Below are 307 nucleotides of genomic sequence, written 5' to 3'. Positions count from 1 at the left end.
ACGAACAAAGACCGTCACGTCTTGTATATATTCCTTAGAAAGGAGGTGATCCAGCCGCACCTTCCGATACGGCTACCTTGTTACGACTTCACCCCAATCATCTGTCCCACCTTAGGCGGCTGGCTCCTAGGGCAAAACTTAACTTCCTATAAAAATTGATAAGAGGTTAAGTTTTGCCCCAGGTTACCCCACCGACTTCGGGTGTTACAAACTCTCGTGGTGTGACGGGCGGTGTGTACAAGGCCCGGGAACGTATTCACCGCGGCATGCTGATCCGCGATTACTAGCGATTCCAGCTTCATGCAGG

Annotated in this window: 1 rRNA gene; it reads right to left on the bottom strand. The window is 51.1% G+C overall.

The window, feature by feature from the left end:
* Window positions 1–38: 38 nt before the first annotated feature.
* Window positions 39–307, bottom strand: a 16S ribosomal RNA gene (locus tag ACQCVH_RS25350); the annotation flags it as partial.

The sequence above is a fragment of the Bacillus infantis genome (assembly GCF_050107595.1).
GTDB lineage: Bacteria > Bacillota > Bacilli > Bacillales > Cytobacillaceae > Bacillus_AB > Bacillus_AB infantis_C.
This window is presented reverse-complemented; position numbering and strand designations above follow the sequence as displayed.